Raw genomic sequence first — 16,589 nt, 5'->3', positions numbered from 1 at the left:
GCGTTTCCGCCCGGCAAGCTGCCCGGCATGAAGGAGTTCGCCAGCGTTTACTACAACATGTCGGATGGCGAAGCCGGCGAGCGAGGCCCGTGGAACAGCGAGCCCGGATTCGACTACCGCGAGGCACAACCGGCGGTGGACGGCGGCTCGGGGATGGCCGAAGTCGGGCTGATGAAAAGCGAAAAGTCGGCGATCGATCAGCTGGCAATCCGGACCCGTTCCGACCCGCAGAGCGATCCCTGCACCCGCGCCGAACTCGGCATGGACTCGGCGTCAGGCGCGGGCGGCGATGCGGCGAAGACTTCGTCCCCTGCTCCCAAGACCGGTTCGTCCGGGGCACCCGGGCGCGGATCGAAGTCCAAGCCGTGAACACCCCCGGTCCGCAGCCCGCAGTGCTGGACGTTGCGAAAGGCGGAGTGCCGCTTCGGATGACGCTGCGGCACGGCATCGGGCTGCTGATCGCGCTGGGCGGCGCGTACCTGCTCATCGCCGACATGCACGCCCAGCTCGCCGCGAGCGACCCCCGCATTGCGGCCGCCTTGATGGGGGGACTGATGGCGGCCGGCGCGACGGCGCTCGGCACGCTCCCGGTCATGCTGTCGCAGCAGTTTTCCCAGCGCGCCAATGACGCAATGCTCGGGTTCGGCGCAGGCGTCATGCTCGCCGCGTGCACATTTTCGCTCGTGATCCCGGCGCTGCACGCGGCGCGCGCGCTAGGCGCCGGCGCCTGGGACGCCGGGCTGATGGTGGGCTCGGCCGTCCTGCTCGGCGGCCTGGTCCTGCTCGTGATCGACCGCCTGACACCTCACGAACATTTCCTCAAAGGCGTCGAAGGGCCTCGCGTCCATGCGATCCGGCGTGTGTGGCTGTTCGTGCTGGCCATTTCACTGCACAACCTCCCCGAAGGCCTGGCAATCGGCGTCGCCTTTGCCGGACCCGATGCGCTGGCTGCCCAAGCCCTCGCGACCGGCATTTCGATCCAGGACGTGCCGGAAGGCCTCGTCGTCGCGCTTGCGCTGCGCAGGGTGGGCTGCACGCGCACGTTCTCCGCGATGCTCGGCATCGCCTCGGGCCTCGTCGAGCCGCTTTTCGCCGTGCTCGGCGCAGCGGTTGTCGGAGTGTCGGCCGACTTGCTGCCCTGGGGCCTCGCCGCTGCCGCCGGCGCGATGCTGTTCGTGATAAGCCACGAGATCATCCCCGAATCGCACCGCCAGGGCCACGAAGCTTTCGCCACTACGGGGCTCATGCTGGGTTTTGTGCTGATGATGGTGCTTGATACGTCATTGGGGTGAGAAAGTAAGAATCTGCGCCAGGTGGGTGGTGGGCGACGCCGAACGCGTGCTCGATGCACGGACGCTCGACGATTTGTTCGTCGGGAATTGACAGCGAGAGCACGTCGTTCGCGACCTGCTCGCGAGCAGCACGACATTCCGGGCCATCGAAGGACAACCCCTCCGGCAAGCGTTTTCCCATCTTGCGGATTTCTTCAAGCGTTCGGTGATCCAGTTTTCGCGCCGTCTTACTTTCCGCCTTCTGAGTAATGGCTTCAACGGCACACAAACCGCCCCGACCGGAATGCAATCAGGGCACGACGGCGGGATAGCCGAAGCCCTCTCTCAGGAGTCTCATCATGGCCCAGATGATCAACACCGACTTTGCGTCGCTGAACGCGCAACGCAACCTGACCGCTTCGCAAGGTTCGCTGGCAACTTCGCTGCAACGCCTGTCGTCCGGGCTTCGGATCAACAGCGCGAAGGATGATGCGGCGGGGTTGGCGATTTCGGAGCGGATGACGGCTCAGGTGCGCGGCCTCAACCAGGCGGCGCGTAATGCGAACGACGGCATTTCCCTTGCCCAGACTGCCGAAGGCGCGCTTGGTGAGATTGGTAATAAGCTGCAGCGAATTAGGGAACTTGCGGTTCAGTCGCGTAACGGAACGAACTCGGCGGAAGATCGCGAAGCGCTGCAGAAGGAAGTCGCGCAGCTCAAGAGCCAAATCGACCGCGCCGCGAACCACACGTCGTTCAACGGCACGAAGCTTATCGACAGCAGCTTCGAGAACCAGGACTTCCAGGTCGGCGCAGGAACGCGCCCTGCCGGACGGAACGTTCCGGGCGATCGTCGCTGGCAAGCACTACACGCTGGCGCTGAACCATGCGGCGAAATCCGGCGACACGCTCGAACTGGTCGCAACGCAGAACACGCCGAAAGCGGTGTTTGCGCAGCTCGCGAGCGCCACGACCGTCCATACTTGCGCGGACGCCGCCACCCGCCCGAGGCTCAGCGCGACCGGGCGGCTGATCGGCTTCCTGCTGACCGGCAGTCTGCGTCGACGCCGGCCGCTGCCCCATACCCTGAGCTGCTGGGGCGAGATCCGCGAACTCGCACGCAGCGCGCAGCGCTGCAACGAAATCAACGGCAAGCTGATCGTCGAACGGATGCAGCACAACCAGTCGGCGCTCTCGGTCCTGCTGACGGCGGCCGGCCAACCCCAGCTCTACAACGCCACAGGCCTGACGCGCCCGCACAGCAGCGGACGCCATCTCGGTAGCGCCTGACTCCGCCGGCCACCCCGCCGCACGGGCTCCACGCCTCTTGCTTTCAGCGATTCTGCTCACCCCTCTTGGGATACCATTGGCACGGTAGTCCGAGGCGAGCAGGGATTGCTCGACACTGTTACACGCGGAATGTTTGACTTTCTTGCAATCTGTTGCTTTCATTATTGCCTTTCGTCCTGCGTCCGATCCGCTGGACGCTCACCACGCGACGCGATTTGACGAGGACGATCCGATGCAGAAGTTCCTGTGCCTGCTACTCACACTTTGGGCGGGCACCTCTTCCCTTGCCGGTGCCGGGGAATTCGACACCACTGTGGCCATGCGCGCGAACAGCGCGACGACTTTCTACGTGCAGGGAAAGATTGGCGGGCTGGGAACTGTCGACCTGATGGTCGATACCGGTTCCGGCTACATGACCATCAACGAGGAAATGCTGGCCACGCTTCAGGGGGCAGGCCAGGCACAATACATCAGGCAACTGCGCGGCCGGCTTGCGAACGGCAGCGAGCTGGACGTGCCGGTCTATGCGATCAAGGCCGTGAGCATCGGCGACGGATGCTGGCTCAACAACGTCGAGGCGGCGGTGTTCCCCGGGAAGACCCGGGCCATCCTCGGGCTCAATGCCCTGCAGCGGGCGGCCCCGTTCATCTTCTCGTTCGACCCGCCGCGCCTCGTCCTGAGCAATTGCGGAACGACCACTGCCGCCCGGACGAAGGCTGCCGACCTCGCAGCCTTCGAGCGCTGAGACATCACTTTCAGGGAAGCGGCTCCCTGTTCGTATCGCTGCCCGGCGTCCAGTCTCCCCGCTCGGAGTCCTGCAAGCGAGGCGACTGGTCTTGCGAGCGCGGCGCAGCGTCACGGCTCGACTCCTCCAGTTCGAACGCCGAGAACTCGGTGATCGGCTGATCGGCAGGCTCCAGCTCCACGAACTGCTCGGGTTGATACTCGGGCCTCGCCTTCAACTCCTCCTCGCTCGCGCTGACGCGAAGCTTGCCATCGACAAACTGCAACTGGTCGAGGGGAAGAGTGATTTCCTTGTCGCCGATCCCGAGGAAACCGCCAGCCGAAATCACGGCCTGGATATTCTTCTCCTGGCGGCTATGCACGACCGCCTTCACCGAACCGATTTCATCGCCTCCGGGGCCAATCACGTCTTTCCCGCGTAGTTCGCGAGGCGTCATGGTGTAGACCACGCTGCCGGGATTCGCCCGCGAAGTGTCCATCCGGGGATTCGTGCTCTGGGTGCCCTCGGCCCGCGGCATGTTGTCATTCGTCTTCGAGGCCTCGGTGCCGGCCCATGCCGGGGTCGCGACCAATACGGCAACTGCGCCGGCGAGCAACGACTTGCGATAGCTGATCTTCATCTCGTCCTCCTGCCTTGCGGCTCTGGTTGAGCAGTTTCCCCTCCGCGAAGTGCGGCGGGGCGTCGGAATGTCCGACCGCCAGCATCTTATGCAAGAAGTGCGCCATGAGAGCAAACACGTTCAACAGTATTCCATAACTCATCCATCCATTTGATTTTATTTCGTTTTTAGCGACTTCAGCTACGGGCTTTTCCGTGCGGACGAAGGCCGTCGGGCAAAGCTGCTGGGCCTTTTCCGGGACGCAACGGGAACAGTGCGGAGACTGCCCTGAAAGATCCGGCGTAACGCGCACAACCTTATGAATAAGAAGCATTCTTGCATTCTTCAGTGAGCCGCTCCGCGCTTTCGCAATCTTTCGACGAAGACGATTCCATGCCTGCCGTCGTTGATGGGCGACAACTCACGCTCAGTATTTTCAGCCGCTTACGCTCATGCCGCGAACCGCATGACACCCGTTCCATCCTGTTTTTTCATTATTTTTCAACAACTTGAATTGTGCCTGGAGTGATGGCTGTCGTCGTGACACGACAGATCCAGAAGATCGACAACGTCACCGACGCCATTTTGATGGAACATTCTCCGTCCCCATTCGTTTCATTGAACAGGACAGCAGGAAACTGCCGTAGCTGCGGCCGGCCGGCTGGCTCTTCAACCAACTCGAATGGAATACGGAAAATGAAAACACGCACTGTCACGACCTTGCTTGCAACCTGTCTGCTCACCGCGACGCTGGCCGGAATCACCCCAGCCATTGGGGCCGGCAGCCATGATCACGACAGCGGCACAGCCGTCCTCAAGCTCAATGCCGGCAGCAAATGGCATACTGACGCCGCCCTGCAACAGGGCATGCTGAAAATCCGCACTGCCGTCGAACACAGCCTCCCCGCCGTTCACGGCGGCACATTCACCGACGACCAGTACCGGTCCCTGGGCCATACGGTCGAAAAGGAGATCGCCTACATCGTGCAGAACTGCAAGCTTGCGCCCGAAGCGGATACGGTGTTGCACGGCATCATCGCCGAGCTTGCCGACGGAGTCGAAGTGGTCACGGGCAAGAAGGCCGTGGACGACCGCAGCAAGGGCGTCGTGCATCTGATTGGGGCACTCGACAACTACGGTACCTACTTCGACCACCCGGCGTGGATGCCGGTGGCTACCGGGCACTGAGCTGCAACGCCGGACAGAGGCATGGAGGATGCGGACGCGGAGCGGGACAACGCCTTCATCGTCCTTGCGCGCGCCGGCGATACGCGTGCGTTCGGCGAGATCGTGCGACGCCATCAGGATCGCGTGTTCAGCTTCATCCTGCGTCTTACCGGAACGCGCGACGAAGCCATGGACCTGACCCAGGAAGTGTTCATGAAAGCGTGGCAGGCGCTGCCCGAGTGGCGTCCGGAGGCGCGTTTTTCCACATGGCTGCTGCAGATCGCCCGCAACCTCAGCATCGACATGCTGCGCCGCCGGCAGGCTGTCCAGTTCGCGCCGCTCGACGACGAACTGGACATCGCCGACGCCGCGATGGGTCCGGAAGCCTGCTACGCCGCGCGCCAGCACGACGCACAGCTTGCCCGGGCACTGCAACGAATCCCGACCGAGCACCGGGAAATCCTGCTGCTGCGCGAAGTCGAGGACCTCACCTACAGCGATATCGCGCAGACGCTCGGCATCCGCCCCGGCACGGTGAAGTCGCGCCTCGCGCGGGCACGCGCGGCCCTGCTGGAACGGCTCGGGTGCAAGACAGGAGAGGATCGTGGCTGAGCAGTGTCCGAGAACGCTCGCGCTGTCGGCGTTGTCCGATGGCCAGCTCCCGCCGCGCCGGCTCCGGGCTCTGCGCGCACATATCGACCATTGCGCAGCTTGCGAGGAAATGTTGCGCGAACTGGAAATGCTGCGCAGTCGGCTCCAGGTGCTGCCGCAGGAGCGGCTCGGCTTCGATCTCGGCGCCGTGATCGAAGCCCGCATCCGGGCCCCATCCCGCCCGTCCCGAACCGCACGACGACCCGGGCTGCGCTGGCTCCTGTTTCCGCTGGGCGGCGCCGCAGCCCTGACGCTGGGTCTCCACCTCGGGAGCACGCTGCTGCGGTCCGCTGCCGGCGACATGCCCGAGGGCCCGGCAATGCTGACGATGGCGGTGTTCGATCCGATTCCGCCCGGCAATCTTTTTCCCGTCCTGAAATCGGACCTTTCCGAAAATGGCTTCAGATGAAACCTTCCACGCTGCGTTTCGCCTTGATGTGTTCGGTCCTGGTCAACCTTGGCGTCGTGGCCGCGGCGGGCGTCCACGTCCTGCGCCCGGCTTCGACAAACGCCGGGGCAACCCCGTCCCTGCCCGTCCACCTCGGCCTCGACGCGCGCCAGCTCGAACGCTGGCACGCGGCCGAGCAGCCTTTCCTGCGCCAGTTCAGCGACGCCGCGGCGCGCATCGAAGCTCATCGTGCCGAAATGATCCGTACAATTTTCGCCGGAAACGTGGATCGCAACGCGATCGAAGCCGAGCGCCTCGCCATCGCCACCCTGCAGCACGAGCAGCAGCGGCTGATGATCGAGCAGCTGCTTGCCGAACGCGAGATCCTCGACGAAGCGCAGCGCGTCCGTCTCGCGCAACTGCTGCTCGCGCAGCCGGACAAGCCGTCACTGCTGGAAGATCTGCACGGGCGGTAAGGGGAAGGATTTACAGCACTGACGAGGGCGGGCGTGGCTCCCCGAGAGATCGTTCCCGATGCGGTCTTCACGGGAAAGAGTCTTCATGCAGAAACAAAAAAGCCACTCTTTCGAGTGGCTTTTTTGCGGGAATTGTTGGTCGGGGAAAGAGGATTCGAACCTCCGGCCCCTGCGTCCCGAACGCAGTGCTCTACCAGGCTGAGCTATTCCCCGACGTTCTTTAGCGATCAGTAATTCCTGACAACTGCAAAGTCCGATAATTGTAGCAGTGCATCTTTGAAAATGGAAGGGGGAAGTACCTCGAGAGCGTCGATCGCGAACTGCCCCTCGGCACGCGCCCAACGGCGCGCCTCCTCCAGCGCGCCGGTTTCGCGGATTGCGGCCAGGACTGCCTCGAAATCGTCGCGGCCGCCACTTTCGATGGCGTTGCGTACCCGCGCGGACTGCTCCGCAGTACCATGTTTCATCGCGTGGATCAGCGGCAGCGTGGGCTTGCCTTCGGCCAGGTCGTCGCCGAGATGCTTGCCTGTGGCCGCTTCGTCGGAAGAATAGTCGAGCACGTCGTCAATGATCTGGAATGCGGTGCCCAGATGCATGCCGAACGCTGCCACTTTTCGTTCCTGTTCTTCGTTCGCGCCCCCGAGGATGGCGCCGAGGCGTGTCGCCGCCTCGAAGAGCTTCGCGGTCTTGTAGCGGATCACGCGCAGATAATCCTCGATGTCGACATCCGCGTTGTGACAATTGAGCAGTTGCAGGACCTCGCCCTCGGCGATGATGTTCGTCGCGTCGGCGAGCACCTGCATCACGCGCATGTCGCCCACGCCGACCATCATCTGGAACGCACGCGTGTACAGGAAATCGCCGACCAGCACCGACGCGGCGTTGCCGAACAGGGCGTTGGCAGTCTTGTTGCCGCGACGAAGCTCGGACTCATCGACGACGTCGTCGTGCAGGAGCGTGGCGGTATGGATGAACTCGACGACCGCCGCGAGCTGGTGATGCGACTGACCCCGGTAACCCATCGCGCCCGCGGAAAAAAGCACCAGTGCGGGCCGCAGTCGCTTGCCTCCGCTATGGATGATGTATTCCGCGACCTGCCGGATGAGGACGACGTCCGAGTGAAGGCGTTCACGAATGACCGCGTCGACCGCCTGCATGTCGGTGGCAATCGGCGCGTAGAGCTGCTGAGTCGACAAGGCGGGGCACTCGCGGGAAAAAGGCGGATGTTATGGGGGTGGCCGGCGTGGCGTCAACACGACTGCGCGCCGGACCCCGCAGGATATCGTGCGCTGCTCCTGTGTTGCGTCACAGCTGGGCGTACGACACCGGGCCAATCGGTGATGACGCAATCGACGCCCCAGTCGAACAAGGTTTGCGCACGGGCGGGGTCGTTCACCGTGTAGGTCGCCACCCACAGGCCTGCCTCACGAGCCTCGATCACAGTTGGCCGATCGAGGTATCGGGCGTCCGCATGCAAGGCTGCCGCACCGACCCGGCGGCAGCGCTGCAGCCAGTCCGGCGGCACCCGGTCGACGAGCAGCCCGCGAGGAAGATGCGGGGCAAGCTGCGCGGCAACTTCCAGCGCGAGCTCGGAAAACGATGACAGCAGCGGCGCAACCGCAGCGCCGGCCCATAGGTGGTCCGCACGGCAAGCGACGACGCGGGCAGTCTCTTCGTCCTGCCCCGCCGCCGGCTTGATCTCGAGATTTACGGACAGCCCGAGCGAAATGCATCGCGCAGCGGCCTCCTCGAGCGTCGGCACCCGTTCGCCGGCGAAACGCGCATCGAACCATGTTCCCGCGTCGAGCGCGCGGAGGTTTTCATCCCGGGTCAGGGCGACGTGTCCGTGGCCGTCGGTCGTGCGCTCCAGGGTTTCGTCGTGGATCAGCACCGGCGAGCCGCTGCCGCTGAGCATCACGTCGAATTCCACGCCGCCGCATCCGGCTTCGGCCGCCGCCGCGAGACCCGCCAGCGTATTTTCGGGCGCGAGCAGGCCGCCGCAGCGGTGGGCCAGCACCCGGGCGAGAGGCCAGGAGCGCGGAGGCGTCATCGCTGTCGTCAAACCCATCAGCGCACGACCGGCGCAACTGCAGCCTGAACCCGCGTCGTTGCGTTGTCGAGCGCCTCCTTCGCCGGTTTGCGATCCGCCCACACTGCGCTGAGTTCTTCGTCGAGGATGTCGAGCATGCGTGCATGACCGGCAATCGGCGACGCACTCGACTCGACCGTGGCCGGCTTGTTGTTCAGCTGGGAGACGGCGACCTTGATGTTCTCCAGTTCCGGCCCCAGCACCTCGCTCTGAGCGGCGAACACGCCGGCGCGGTTCAGCGGCAGATAGCCCGATTCACGCTGCCACACGACCTGGTTCTCGGGCTGCAGCCAGAAGCCGACGAAGCGCGCGATCGCCTTGTATTCGGCGGGTCGCTTGCCGGCGGCGACCCACATTGCGGCACCGTCAGCGAGGGTGTTCTGCGGAGCACCGGGGAAATCCTCGTGGTACGGCAAAGGCGCGATGCCGACTTCGAACTCCGCTGTCCGGCGGAAATCGGTCCAGCTCGCCGACGGCGCGGCGACCACCGCGCATTCCCCGCTCGCGAACCGCTGCTCGGCCTCGCTCTCGGCACCGAAAATGCGCAGGTAGCGGGCACGGTGCCAGCTCGCCATCATTGCCACGTGCTTGACCTGGAGCATGCCGTTGAACGACGGGCGCTCGCTCTTGCCCTGGCGCGCCGACACCGGCTCGTTGTGCCAGGCGCTGGTGTTCTCGATCATCACCCGACCGGGCTGCGAGACCGTGTAGGGACACGTCGAACCCGAATCGAACAGTCGCCCGAGTGCCTGTTGCAGTTCGAACCAGGTTTTCAGCGGCGCATCGGGATCCAGGCCGACACGGCGGAATTCGCCGCGATTGATGTACAGCACGGGCGTCGACAAGCCGACCGGCAACGCCAGCAGCCGGCCCTTCGCATCGACCAACGCGCGCGCCATGATCGCCGGCGGCTTGAGTGCCGGCAGCGGCACCCCGCCTTCGCGCATGACTGCCGACAGCGCCTTGTAGCGCGGCTTACCGGCGAGAAAGCGTTCCATGTCCTCGTCCGGCAGGATCATCAGGTGAGGGGAGCCGTCATCGCTCCAGGTGCCCGTCCTGACACTGAGCCGATAGTCCTTGCTGCGCTCGTTGAAACGCTCGACGAGCTGCTTCAACGCCTCTTCCCGCTGCGGGCCGAGCTGGTGGACGAGCTGGATTTCCTTCGGCTCGCTCGCCACCGCAGCCGGCGGACGCACAACCGCCTTGGCCGCATGGGCGACACCCACCCCCATCCCCATCCCCATCCCCAGCAAACCTCCTCCGCACAGCAGCAGCGCGGCCCATTTCGTTGCGATTCCGGTCAGCACTCTCATTTTCCAATCCTTCACGTGACACCTGCACTTCGAGCCTTCACAGTATAGAGTTCCGCGAGGTCGCCCGGAGTCCGCTGCAGGCCCACCACATCTGAAACTGCCTGGGGGAAAAGGAAACTTGCCCTCGCCCGGGAGCCGACTTGCCTTATCATCCGCGGCGACCCGAAACAACACGCTTGCCGCACAACGGACCCCCATGCCTGCCACTCCACCGAATCGCCTCGGCCTGACCGCCTCCGGCCTGCTCGCACTGTGCCGCGCCGGGTTCGAAAAGGAAGTCGCCGCCGAACTGGACGATTTCGCCGCCGGGATCGGGCTGACGGGCTTCGTCCGCACCCGTCCGGGCAGCGCGTTCGTGACTTTCGAAACTCACGAGCCGGTTGCATTTGCGGACCTTGCTGAACGCTGCGACTGGCGCACGCTGATTTTCGCACGCCAGCTGCTGCCGTGGTTCGCCCGGGTCGACGACCTGCCCGAACGCGACCGGGCGACGCCGATCGCCACGGCGACGCGCAATGCCGGCCAGCGCTTCGCCCAGCTGATGCTGGAAACTCCCGACACCGACGAGGCCAAGCAGCAATCCGGCTTCTGCCGCCGCTTCACGGTGCCGCTGCAGCATGAACTCGAAAGGATCGGCGCATTTCGCGAAGGCGCGAAAGGTCTTCCCGAACTGCACATCCTCTTCCCCGACACCTCCACGGCGTGGCTGTGCGCCGCCCTCCCCGGACAGGCCGCGCTGTGGCCGATGGGGATTCCGCGTCTGCGCATGCTGCGCGAGGCCGCCAGCCGTTCGACGCTCAAGCTCGCCGAAGCGATCTTCACGCTGCTGAGCGAAACCGAGCGCAACGCGAGCCTGCGGGCCGGGCTGCGCGCCGTCGATCTCGGCGCCGCGCCCGGTGGCTGGACGTGGCAGCTCGCGCATCGCGGCCTGCGGGTGACGGCGGTCGACAACGGCCCGATGGCGCCTTCGGTGATGGCGACCGAGATGGTCGAACACGTACGCGCCGACGGTTTCACGTGGCGCCCGCAGCGGCCGGTCGAGTGGATGGTCTGCGACATGGTCGAGCAGCCGACACGGATCGCGGCGCTGGTCGCCGACTGGATCGCGACCGGCCGCTGCCGCAGGACGATCTTCAACCTCAAGCTGCCGATGAAAAAACGCCTCGAGGCCGTCGAACAGTGCCGCGCGCTGATCACCAAGCGCCTCGCCCAGGCAGGCCCGTTCGAGCTGCGCTTCAAGCACCTGTACCACGATCGCGAAGAGATCACAGGCTACCTCGCGTTGCGCGCCGCAGCCGTCTGATCCGCCTGCCTCTCTCCGGCCCGGTCTGCTGGCAGGAAATCACATGCGCCGTCGGAAGCCGTCGAGTTGTATGGGTATGTATAATGGCCGGTTTAAAGCACCCGGCCTGCCGGATGGCACGAGCCCTCCCGGAACCGTTCCGTTCCGGATACCGTTCATGCAATCGCCTCTCCTGGCACCGCATCTCGCGCGGCAGGCCCATATCGAAGAAAGGCGCCTATGAGTTTCGCCGACCTCGGACTGATCCCCGAGTTGCTACGTGCAGTAGCCGAATCCGGCTACACCACCCCCACCCCGATCCAGCAGCAGGCGATCCCGGTGGTCCTGTCCGGCCGCGACGTCATGGGCGGCGCCCAGACCGGCACCGGCAAGACCGCCGGCTTCACGCTGCCGCTGCTGCAGCGCCTCGCGCGCCACGCCAGCACTTCGACGAGTCCGGCGCGACACCCGGTGCGGGCGCTGATCCTCGCGCCGACGCGCGAACTCGCGATGCAGGTCTTCGAATCCGTCAAGACCTACAGCAAGTACGTCCCGCTGCGCAGCACGTGCATCTATGGCGGCGTCGACATGAAGCCGCAGATCCAGGATTTGCGCAACGGCATCGAGATCGTCGTCGCGACGCCGGGACGGCTCCTCGACCACGTCCAGCAGAAAACCATCCAGCTCGGCCAGGTCGAGATGCTCGTGCTCGACGAAGCCGACCGCATGCTCGACATGGGGTTCATCCCCGACATCCGCCGCATCCTCGACCTGCTGCCCGCCGCGCGCCAGAGCCTGTTGTTCTCGGCGACATTCTCGGACGAGATCAAGAAGCTCGCCGACCAGATGCTGAAGGAACCGCAGTTGATCGAAGTCGCGCGCCGCAACATGGTGTCCGAGACGATCACCCACCGCGTGCACCCGGTTTCAGCGGGCCTCAAGCGCAACCTGCTCGCGCACCTGTTGCGCCATGAGCCGGACACGCAGGCGCTGGTGTTCGTCGCAACGAAGCTCGCGTGCAGCCGGCTCGCGCATTTCCTCGAGCGCCACGGCATCGCCGCCGACGCGATCCACGGCGACAAAGGCCAGGCGCAGCGCACCGACACGCTCGAAGCCTTCAAGTCCGGCAAGCTGCGCGTGCTCGTCGCGACCGACGTCGCGGCGCGCGGGCTCGACATCGACGACCTGCCGTCGGTGATCAATTTCGAACTTCCGCATACCGCCGAAGACTACGTGCACCGCATCGGCCGCACCGGGCGTGCCGGGCGCCAGGGCAACGCGGTGTCGCTGGTGAGCGCCGAAGAGAGACACCATCTTGCGGAAATCGAAAAACTCATCAAGCTGCAGATTCCGCAGGAAATCGTGCCGGGCTTCGACCCCGAGCCGGATTTTTTCGAAACCGGCAGCCGCAGCCGGCATGGCCGCCGCACGGCCGCCGCCAGCGCTCCCGAACCGGCGAAGGAAACCGGCCAGAAAACGACTCCTGCGTCGCGCCCTGCCCGGCCCGCCTCGGCCGCGCGGAGCGGCGAAGCCCGGCGGCGCCCCGGACGATCGACGATCGCCGCAGACGGGTTCGACTACACCAAGCCATACGAACCGGCAGCTTCGCCAGCCGATCCGAATCGGCTGGCGGATCAGGCCGCAGGAAAGATCGGTTCGTCGCGTCGCACGCAGCGCCCGATCGCGGTGCTGCTCGGCGGCCTCGGCCGGAAATAGACCCGGCACACCTGCCTACTCCGGGTCCGGCGCATCCTGCCCGGGCCGAAACCCGGGTGGCAGCTCTTGATACTTCCCCCGGCAAGCCGGGTGAAGGCAACGAGTGCGCCCGCGACGACGCGCCCTCCCGATGCTCTGACGCAACGCACCGCACCAAACCACGATGCGTCGGTCGAGCGGATGTTCGCCGACTGCCCATTGCGGACGCTGCTGTGCGAAGACCCTGAGCTACGTATCTTTGCCGCCAGCGCCAGCGCGGTGAAAGCGTATGGCTATCCGTATGAGCGCCTGTGCCAGATGCGCCTTGCCGACCTGCGCAGTGAGCCGGAAAACGGCCGCAGCCTCGCCGAGTCCGGCAGCTGGCGGCACCGCCGCGCGAATGGCACGACTTTCGACGCCGTCATCGTCGCCTACCGGATCGACGCCGCAGGCCACCCGGACGCGATGGTCGTGATGCATGGTGATCCTGCAGCAGCGCCGTGAACATCGCAGCGCCGACGCCTCCCGTTCCGGCGCGAGGACCAAACGCGTAAACGTCACCCGCCGGCCCTCCCGAAGGAGGGCCGGCGGGCAGCTTTTCACGACATGCTCAGGCTTCGAGCGCCTTGACGTGCGTGATCACCTCGCCGATCGCCTGTTGCGCGCTGCCGTACAACATTCGGCAGTTGTCCTTGTAGAACAGCGCGTTCTCGATGCCGGAGTAGCCCGCCCCCTTGCCGCGCTTGACGACGATGACGTTCTGCGCCATGTCTGCGTTGAGGATCGGCATGCCGTAGATCGGGCTCGACTTGTCGGTGCGCGCGACCGGGTTCACGACGTCGTTGGCGCCGATCACCAGTGCGACGTCCGCCTGCGGGAAGTCGGCGTTGATCTCCTCGAGATCGAAGATCTTGTCGTACGGCACGCCCGCTTCGGCCAAGAGCACGTTCATGTGGCCGGGCATGCGGCCCGCGACCGGATGGATCGCGAACACCACCTCGACGCCGCCTTCTTCCAGCAGCTGCGCCATCTCCCACACTTTGTGCTGCGCCCCGGCGACTGCCATGCCGTAGCCCGGCACGATGATGACTTTGGAGGCGTAGCGCATGACGGACGCCGCGTCGAGCGCCGAGAACTCCTTCATCGAACCTTCGATCGCCTCGCCGCCGCCGGCCGCTTCGCCGGTGATCGGCGTGAAGATGACGTTCCTGATCGGACGGTTCATCGCTTTCGCCATCAGCTGCGTGAGCAAGGTGCCGGACGCGCCGACGACGATGCCCGCGACGATCAGCGCCGGGTTGCCGAGGACAAAGCCTTCGAAGCCGACCGCGAGACCGGTGAAGGCGTTCAGCAACGAGATCACCACCGGCATGTCGGCGCCGCCGATCGGGCTGGTGAGGATCACGCCGAGCGCGAGCGCGACGATGAAGAACGCGATGATGAGCGCAGGCACCGGCGCGCCGCTGATGACGATCGCGAGTCCGAGCAGCACGGTGAGCGCAGCGAGCCCGATGTTCACGAGGTTCTGCTGCGGCAGGCGCCACGTCTTCGTCATGATGCCCTGCAGTTTCGCGAACGCGATGCACGAGCCCGAGAACGCCACGGAGCCGATCAGCGCGCCCAGCACCGCGAGCGTCGCGACGCCCGGACTATGGACGCCGCCGCGGGCGAACTCGAGCGCCGCGATCGCCGCCGCCGCACCGCCGCCCATGCCGTTGTAGATCGCGACCATCTGCGGCATGTCGGTCATCTTGACGACGCGGCCGCTCCACCACGCGACACCGCCGCCGAGCACGATCGCAGTGATCATCAGGCCATAGTTCTGCATGCCCGGGGTGTAGAAGGTGACGAGGGTCGCCGCGATCATCGCGTAGCCGGCCCAGACGATGCCCTTGCGGGCGGTCACCGGCGAGCTCATCGCCTTGAGGCCGAGGATGAAGACGACCGCCACGCCGAAATACGCCAGCTGGATCAGCGTGTTCATTTCGCACCTCCCGGCTTGCGGTCGGACTTGAACATCGCGAGCATCCGTTCGGTGACGACGTAGCCGCCCGCGGCGTTCGCCGCGCCGAGGAACACCGCGACGAAACCGATCGCCAGCTGCACCGGTTCTTCCGGATCGGCGTGGCCGAGCACCACCATCGCGCCCACGAGCACGACGCCGTGGATGAAGTTCGAGCCGCTCATCAGCGGCGTGTGCAGGATCACCGGCACGCGCGAAATCACCTCGTAACCGGTGAACGCGGCCAGCATGAAAACGTACAGAGCAGTTATGCCATCCATGATTGCGTCCTCCGATTAGAGCCCGAGTACCTGTTTGACGCCCGCGTGCCTGATCTCGCCCGCGTGGGTGAGGCAGGTGCCGGCCAACACTTCGTCTTCCCAGTCGAGCGCGAGCGCGCCCTCCTTGATGAACGGGGAAATGAAGTTGAACAGGTTCTTGGCATACATTTCAGAGGCATGGACCGGCATGCGGCTGGCGATGTTGGCCGGCCCGATGACGAGCACGTCGTTGATCCAGGTCTTCTCGCCGGCGACCGTGCCCTCGACGTTGCCGCCCGATTCGGCGGCCATGTCGACGACCACCGCACCGGCCTTCATCCGCGCGACCATCGCGGCGGTGATGATGCGCGGCGCGCGCTTGCCGGGGATCGCCGCGGTCGTGATCAGCGCGTCGCACTGCGCGACCGCTTTCGCGAGGCGCTCGGCCTGTTTCGCCTTCTCCTCGTCAGTGAGCTCGCGCGCGTAGCCGCCCGTGCCGGCGGCCGCGACGCCGGTGTCGACGAATTTCGCGCCGAGCGACTCGATCTGCTCGCGCGTCTCGGGGCGCACGTCGTACGCCTCGACCATCGCGCCGATGCGCCGCGCGGTGGCGATCGCCTGCAGGCCTGCGACCCCGGCCCCGATGACGAGCACCTTGGCGGGACGGATCGTGCCGGCCGCGTAGGTCAGCATCGGGAAGAACTTCGGGCTGTGGTCAGCCGCGATCAGCGCGCATTCGTAGCCCGCGACCGCAGCCTGGCTCGACAGCACGTCCATGCTCTGCGCCCGCGAGATCCGCGGCAGCAGTTCCATCGCAAAGGCGGTGATGCGCTTTTCAGCGAGCAACTTCACGCGCCCGGCATCCGACCACGGCTGCAGCAGGCCGATCAGCACCGTCCCTTCACGCAACGTCGAGATACGCTCGGGCGAGGGCGGCTGGACGCAGAACACCACGTCGGCGGCCGCGCACACTTCGTCCGCCGAGGCGGCGAACCTCACGTCGATAAAGGTCTCGTCGCGATAGTGGGCAGGCTGGCCGGCGCCAGACTCCACCATGACTTGCGCCCCGAGGTCCAGGTACTTCTTGACCACGTCCGGGACGACCGACAAACGTCGCTCTCCCGGGACGGTTTCCGCAGGCACTCCGATCAACAGAGCCATAGGCCATTCTCCCTGAAAGGTTTGTGTGATGAACCTTGCGCAGACCCAGCCACGGCCGGCGACAGACAAAAAAACCGGGAGGCAGCAACCGCTGCCACCCGATCGGGTCCATCGCCCGCCCTCCCCCGTGATCCGCGAGTATTCGCGAGTGAACGCGCCGTCACCCTGTTGCTTTTATGAATTTCATGCTCTGCATCAAGGCCG

General features: G+C 65.3%; 18 protein-coding genes, 1 tRNA gene and 1 pseudogene. 12 read left to right on the top strand and 8 right to left on the bottom strand.

What is annotated here, in order from left to right:
- The first annotated feature begins 27 nt into the window (after positions 1 to 27).
- From EBN1_RS12780 to EBN1_RS12760, 5 genes and pseudogenes are all read left to right on the top strand, one after another.
- Positions 28 to 369, top strand: coding sequence for a ferritin family protein (locus tag EBN1_RS12780; protein WP_011238376.1), 342 nt, complete (start codon positions 28 to 30; stop codon positions 367 to 369).
- Entirely contained in the window at positions 366 to 1,292 is a 927-nt protein-coding gene (locus EBN1_RS12775; protein ID WP_241762727.1) for a ZIP family metal transporter, read from the top strand. The genes EBN1_RS12780 and EBN1_RS12775 overlap by 4 nt, the downstream gene beginning before the upstream one ends.
- Positions 1,293 to 1,630: 338 nt before the next feature.
- Positions 1,631 to 2,083, top strand: a pseudogene (locus EBN1_RS12770) (flagellin N-terminal helical domain-containing protein); the annotation flags it as partial.
- Between the two features lie 130 nt (positions 2,084 to 2,213).
- Positions 2,214 to 2,558 (top strand): flagella synthesis protein FlgN, encoded by a 345-nt coding sequence (locus EBN1_RS12765; RefSeq protein ID WP_049780273.1) that lies wholly within the window; start codon positions 2,214 to 2,216, stop codon positions 2,556 to 2,558.
- Between the two features lie 232 nt (positions 2,559 to 2,790).
- A complete protein-coding gene (locus EBN1_RS12760; protein WP_011238373.1) occupies positions 2,791 to 3,303 on the top strand; it encodes a retropepsin-like aspartic protease family protein in 513 nt (170 codons plus the stop codon).
- A gap of 10 nt (positions 3,304 to 3,313) precedes the next feature.
- Here the strand turns inward: EBN1_RS12760 and EBN1_RS12755 are convergent, their stop codons facing one another.
- The gene (locus tag EBN1_RS12755; protein ID WP_011238372.1) at positions 3,314 to 3,922 is read right to left on the bottom strand and encodes a PRC-barrel domain-containing protein; all 609 of its coding nucleotides are present in this window, start codon (positions 3,920 to 3,922) and stop codon (positions 3,314 to 3,316) included.
- A 675-nt stretch (positions 3,923 to 4,597) separates the two neighbouring features.
- Between EBN1_RS12755 and EBN1_RS12750 the strand changes: the two genes are divergently transcribed.
- The 4 genes from EBN1_RS12750 to EBN1_RS12735 are packed head-to-tail and all read left to right on the top strand — an operon-like array spanning position 4,598 to position 6,583.
- On the top strand, positions 4,598 to 5,089 hold the full coding sequence (locus tag EBN1_RS12750; RefSeq protein WP_041646331.1) for a hypothetical protein: 492 nt from the start codon (positions 4,598 to 4,600) through the stop codon (positions 5,087 to 5,089).
- 21 nt (positions 5,090 to 5,110) lie between these two features.
- Positions 5,111 to 5,680, top strand: coding sequence for an RNA polymerase sigma factor (locus EBN1_RS12745; protein WP_011238369.1), 570 nt, complete (start codon positions 5,111 to 5,113; stop codon positions 5,678 to 5,680).
- Positions 5,673 to 6,128, top strand: a complete 456-nt coding sequence (locus EBN1_RS12740) for an anti-sigma factor family protein (RefSeq protein WP_049780272.1) — start codon at positions 5,673 to 5,675, stop codon at positions 6,126 to 6,128. The genes EBN1_RS12745 and EBN1_RS12740 overlap by 8 nt, the downstream gene beginning before the upstream one ends.
- Positions 6,125 to 6,583 (top strand): periplasmic heavy metal sensor, encoded by a 459-nt coding sequence (locus EBN1_RS12735; RefSeq protein ID WP_041646329.1) that lies wholly within the window; start codon positions 6,125 to 6,127, stop codon positions 6,581 to 6,583. Before EBN1_RS12740 ends, EBN1_RS12735 begins: the two co-directional genes overlap by 4 nt.
- A 136-nt stretch (positions 6,584 to 6,719) precedes the next feature.
- Here EBN1_RS12735 and EBN1_RS12730 read toward each other — a convergent pair.
- The 4 genes from EBN1_RS12730 to EBN1_RS12715 form a co-directional block, all read right to left on the bottom strand.
- A tRNA-Pro gene (locus EBN1_RS12730) sits at positions 6,720 to 6,796 on the bottom strand.
- A 14-nt stretch (positions 6,797 to 6,810) separates the two neighbouring features.
- Positions 6,811 to 7,779, bottom strand: coding sequence for an octaprenyl diphosphate synthase (ispB, locus tag EBN1_RS12725; RefSeq protein ID WP_011238367.1), 969 nt, complete (start codon positions 7,777 to 7,779; stop codon positions 6,811 to 6,813).
- 53 nt (positions 7,780 to 7,832) lie between these two features.
- A complete protein-coding gene (gene ugpQ, locus EBN1_RS12720; RefSeq protein WP_011238366.1) occupies positions 7,833 to 8,633 on the bottom strand; it encodes a glycerophosphodiester phosphodiesterase in 801 nt (266 codons plus the stop codon).
- Between the two features lie 17 nt (positions 8,634 to 8,650).
- Positions 8,651 to 9,916: an extracellular solute-binding protein gene (locus EBN1_RS12715; protein ID WP_011238365.1), complete on the bottom strand. Its 1,266-nt coding sequence runs from the start codon at positions 9,914 to 9,916 to the stop codon at positions 8,651 to 8,653.
- Positions 9,917 to 10,181: 265 nt separating this feature from the next.
- Here EBN1_RS12715 and rlmM point away from each other — a divergent pair, with 265 nt between their 5' ends.
- From rlmM to EBN1_RS12700, 3 genes are all read left to right on the top strand, one after another.
- Positions 10,182 to 11,288 carry a 23S rRNA (cytidine(2498)-2'-O)-methyltransferase RlmM gene (gene rlmM / locus EBN1_RS12710; RefSeq protein ID WP_011238364.1) on the top strand — a complete coding sequence of 369 codons (1,107 nt, stop codon included), beginning with the start codon at positions 10,182 to 10,184 and terminating at the stop codon, positions 11,286 to 11,288.
- A 219-nt stretch (positions 11,289 to 11,507) separates the two neighbouring features.
- Positions 11,508 to 12,983, top strand: coding sequence for a DEAD/DEAH box helicase (locus tag EBN1_RS12705; RefSeq protein WP_011238363.1), 1,476 nt, complete (start codon positions 11,508 to 11,510; stop codon positions 12,981 to 12,983).
- A 90-nt stretch (positions 12,984 to 13,073) separates the two neighbouring features.
- Positions 13,074 to 13,466, top strand: a complete 393-nt coding sequence (locus EBN1_RS12700; RefSeq protein ID WP_041646327.1) for a nitrogen regulation protein NR(II) — start codon at positions 13,074 to 13,076, stop codon at positions 13,464 to 13,466.
- A gap of 106 nt (positions 13,467 to 13,572) precedes the next feature.
- On the opposite strand, the gene EBN1_RS12695 is transcribed toward EBN1_RS12700, so the two are convergent.
- The 3 genes from EBN1_RS12695 to EBN1_RS12685 are packed head-to-tail and all read right to left on the bottom strand — an operon-like array spanning position 13,573 to position 16,385.
- The gene (locus EBN1_RS12695; RefSeq protein ID WP_011238361.1) at positions 13,573 to 14,946 is read right to left on the bottom strand and encodes an NAD(P)(+) transhydrogenase (Re/Si-specific) subunit beta; all 1,374 of its coding nucleotides are present in this window, start codon (positions 14,944 to 14,946) and stop codon (positions 13,573 to 13,575) included.
- Positions 14,943 to 15,245, bottom strand: a complete 303-nt coding sequence (locus EBN1_RS12690) for an NAD(P) transhydrogenase subunit alpha part 2 (RefSeq protein WP_011238360.1) — start codon at positions 15,243 to 15,245, stop codon at positions 14,943 to 14,945. Before EBN1_RS12690 ends, EBN1_RS12695 begins: the two co-directional genes overlap by 4 nt.
- A gap of 15 nt (positions 15,246 to 15,260) precedes the next feature.
- Positions 15,261 to 16,385 (bottom strand): NAD(P) transhydrogenase subunit alpha, encoded by a 1,125-nt coding sequence (locus EBN1_RS12685; RefSeq protein ID WP_011238359.1) that lies wholly within the window; start codon positions 16,383 to 16,385, stop codon positions 15,261 to 15,263.
- Between the last annotated feature and the right edge of the window lie 204 nt (positions 16,386 to 16,589).

This window comes from Aromatoleum aromaticum EbN1, from assembly GCF_000025965.1.
GTDB classification, from domain to species: domain Bacteria; phylum Pseudomonadota; class Gammaproteobacteria; order Burkholderiales; family Rhodocyclaceae; genus Aromatoleum; species Aromatoleum aromaticum.
This window is presented reverse-complemented; position numbering and strand designations above follow the sequence as displayed.

Excerpts from the sequence above, each read along its gene's own strand:
- EBN1_RS12780 (WP_011238376.1), top strand. The coding sequence starts at position 28 with ATGAAGGAGTTCGCCAGCGTTTACTACAACATGTCGGATGGCGAAGCC.
- EBN1_RS12760 (WP_011238373.1), top strand. The coding sequence starts at position 2,791 with ATGCAGAAGTTCCTGTGCCTGCTACTCACACTTTGGGCGGGCACCTCT.
- EBN1_RS12755 (WP_011238372.1), bottom strand. The coding sequence starts at position 3,922 with ATGAAGATCAGCTATCGCAAGTCGTTGCTCGCCGGCGCAGTTGCCGTA.
- EBN1_RS12750 (WP_041646331.1), top strand. The coding sequence starts at position 4,598 with ATGAAAACACGCACTGTCACGACCTTGCTTGCAACCTGTCTGCTCACC.
- EBN1_RS12745 (WP_011238369.1), top strand. The coding sequence starts at position 5,111 with ATGGAGGATGCGGACGCGGAGCGGGACAACGCCTTCATCGTCCTTGCG.
- EBN1_RS12735 (WP_041646329.1), top strand. The coding sequence starts at position 6,125 with ATGAAACCTTCCACGCTGCGTTTCGCCTTGATGTGTTCGGTCCTGGTC.
- ugpQ (WP_011238366.1), bottom strand. The coding sequence starts at position 8,633 with ATGACGCCTCCGCGCTCCTGGCCTCTCGCCCGGGTGCTGGCCCACCGC.
- EBN1_RS12715 (WP_011238365.1), bottom strand. The coding sequence starts at position 9,916 with ATGGGGATGGGGATGGGGGTGGGTGTCGCCCATGCGGCCAAGGCGGTT.
- rlmM (WP_011238364.1), top strand. The coding sequence starts at position 10,182 with ATGCCTGCCACTCCACCGAATCGCCTCGGCCTGACCGCCTCCGGCCTG.
- EBN1_RS12705 (WP_011238363.1), top strand. The coding sequence starts at position 11,508 with ATGAGTTTCGCCGACCTCGGACTGATCCCCGAGTTGCTACGTGCAGTA.
- EBN1_RS12695 (WP_011238361.1), bottom strand. The coding sequence starts at position 14,946 with ATGAACACGCTGATCCAGCTGGCGTATTTCGGCGTGGCGGTCGTCTTC.
- EBN1_RS12690 (WP_011238360.1), bottom strand. The coding sequence starts at position 15,245 with ATGGATGGCATAACTGCTCTGTACGTTTTCATGCTGGCCGCGTTCACC.
- EBN1_RS12685 (WP_011238359.1), bottom strand. The coding sequence starts at position 16,385 with ATGGCTCTGTTGATCGGAGTGCCTGCGGAAACCGTCCCGGGAGAGCGA.